General features: G+C 72.4%; 2 protein-coding genes. Both read left to right on the top strand.

Annotated elements, in window-relative coordinates; all coding sequences use genetic code 11:
- On the top strand, window positions 1-1060 hold a 1060-nt coding region (locus AWZ10_RS01240), incomplete at its 5' end, for an ABC transporter substrate-binding protein (RefSeq protein ID WP_060890227.1).
- A gap of 123 nt (window positions 1061-1183) precedes the next feature.
- Window positions 1184-2300, top strand: a 1117-nt coding sequence (locus AWZ10_RS01235; protein ID WP_244172342.1) for a sensor histidine kinase, incomplete at its 3' end; no start/stop codon positions are given.

Here is a 2300-nt window from a genome sequence, read left to right as displayed (position 1 = left end):
CGCCGCCGGGTCGGCGTCGGGCTCCCGCACGGCGGCCTCGGGGTCCGAGGAGACCCGCACTCTCGACGAGCTGTACCGCGCCGCGGTCGCCGAGGGCGGCCGACTCGTCATCTACGCGGGCGGCGACACCGCCACCCAGCAGGACTTCACGGCCCAGGCGTTCCGCACCCGCTTCCCGGACATCGACCTGACGATGGTCGTGGACTACAGCAAGTACCACGACGTCCGCGTCGACAACCAGCTCGCGACCGACACCCTGGTCCCCGACGTCGTCCAGCTCCAGACGCTGCAGGACTTCACCCGCTGGAAGAGCCAGGGCAAGCTGCTGCCGTACAGGCCCGCCGGGTTCTCCAAGCTGTACAAGGACTTCCGCGACCCGCAGGGCGCCTGGACGGCCGTCGGGGTCATCGCCTTCAGTTACATGTACGGCGTCGACGCCGTCGCCGGGAACGCGCCCAAGTCGCCGTACGAGCTGGTCGACCCGCGCTGGAAAAACGCCATCGCCTCCTCCTACCCGCACGACGACGACGCGGTGCTCTACCTCTTCTCCCTCTACCAGGAGGCGTACGGCTGGGACTGGATCGCCGAGTTCGCCGCCCAGCAGCCGCAGTTCAACCGTGGTTCGCACACCCCGGGTGTCGCGGTCAACGGCAGGCAGAAGGCCATCGGCGTCGGCGGGGCCGGCTCGCTGACCGCGCCCCCGACCGCCGCGACCCGCTTCGCCGTGGCCGACGGGCACCCCTTCATGGCCTGGGGCCAGCGCGCCGCGATCCTCAGGAAGGCCGCCAACCCGACCGCCGCCAAGCTGTACCTCAACTGGGCGCTGTCCGCCGAACGGCAGCAGGGCTCCTTCAACGGCTGGTCCGTTCGCACGGACGTCACCCCCGCCGGCGGCCTGAAGCCCATCTGGACGTACCGCAACGCGCACCTCGACGGCTTCCCCCGGTTCATGGAGGACCGCGCCCAGGTCGAGCGGTGGAAGCAGACCTTCGCCCTCTACTTCGGCGAGGTCAAGGGCGACCCGACGCCGGGCTTCCTGGGCCTGCACCCCGGGCGGTAACCACCCCGCCGGTCACGGCGGGTACGGCGCTTCCTTTACTCCGGTCACACGCGTCACTGACTACACTCGGCTGGCCCCGCCAGCCCCGTGCCCGTCCGGACCGTCGCAGAGGGAATCGCCGCCGTGCCCGCCTTCGCCGCCCCCGCCTTCGTCCACCGAGGTTCGCTGTCGCCGCGGCGGCTGCCCGACCTGCTGTTCCTGACCGTCGTCGTCGGCGGAGTCGTCCGTCTCGTCGACCTCAACTCGGCGCTGTGCTGGGAACTGGTCCCGCTCATCACGGTGTTGGCGGTCGGGTACGTGGGCGGGCTCGCCCTCTGGGACCGGCTGGGGCGGTGGGGCCGCCCCCTCTGGCTCGGCACGCTGCTGACGCTGTGGTGCTGGATCTCCTGGGAGATGCCCGCACAGGTCGCCACCGCCTACACCTGGCTGGCGCTCCCCCTGGCGATCCTCGCCCTGCGCATGTTCACGGGCCGCACGGCGGCCGCCGTCGTCGGCGTGATCACCGTGCTGCTCGTCCTCCTGATCGCCCGCACCTCCGGCACGCTCCACCCCGAACTGGTCGTTCCGCCGGCCGCCGCCCTCTGGGCGACGGTCGCCCTCTACCGCACGCAACAGCGACTCCTCAGTGAACTGCGCAGCACCCGAGCCGAGTTGGCGCGGGGTCAGCGCGAGGCGGGCCGTTTCGCGGAGCGCGCCAGGATCGCCCGCGATCTGCACGACACGCTCGCCCAGGAACTCGCCGGCAGCCGCATGCTCCTCCAGGCCGCCGACCGCGACTGGGACCGCCGCCCCGACCTCGCCAGGACCCAGGTCCGTACGGTCGTGGACGCGCTCGGCGCCAACCTCGCCGAGACCCGCACCATCATCAGCGACCTCACCCCGCCCGCCCTGGAGCACGACGACCTCTCCACCGCGCTGCGCACCCTCTGTGCCCGCAACCCGGCCACGCCCTCGCGGGTGGTGTTCCGCACGCACGGTGAGCCGGGCGACCTGAGCGCCGACCGGGCCACCGCTCTGCTCCGCGTCGCCCAGGGCCTGCTGGCCAACGCCTGTGAGCACGCCCGCGCCCGGCACGTCTGGGTCACCCTCGACCACCGTGACGACACGAGAGTCACCGTCGAAGTACGGGACGACGGCGTGGGCTTCGACACGACGGCGACGACGGCGAAGCCGCGCGACCGGGGCCTCGGCCTGACCGCCGGCCGGGAGCGCCTGGGCGCCCTCGGCGGCTCGCTCACCG

It is taken from the genome of Streptomyces europaeiscabiei, from assembly GCF_001550375.1.
Classification (GTDB): domain Bacteria; phylum Actinomycetota; class Actinomycetes; order Streptomycetales; family Streptomycetaceae; genus Streptomyces; species Streptomyces europaeiscabiei.
This window is presented reverse-complemented; position numbering and strand designations above follow the sequence as displayed.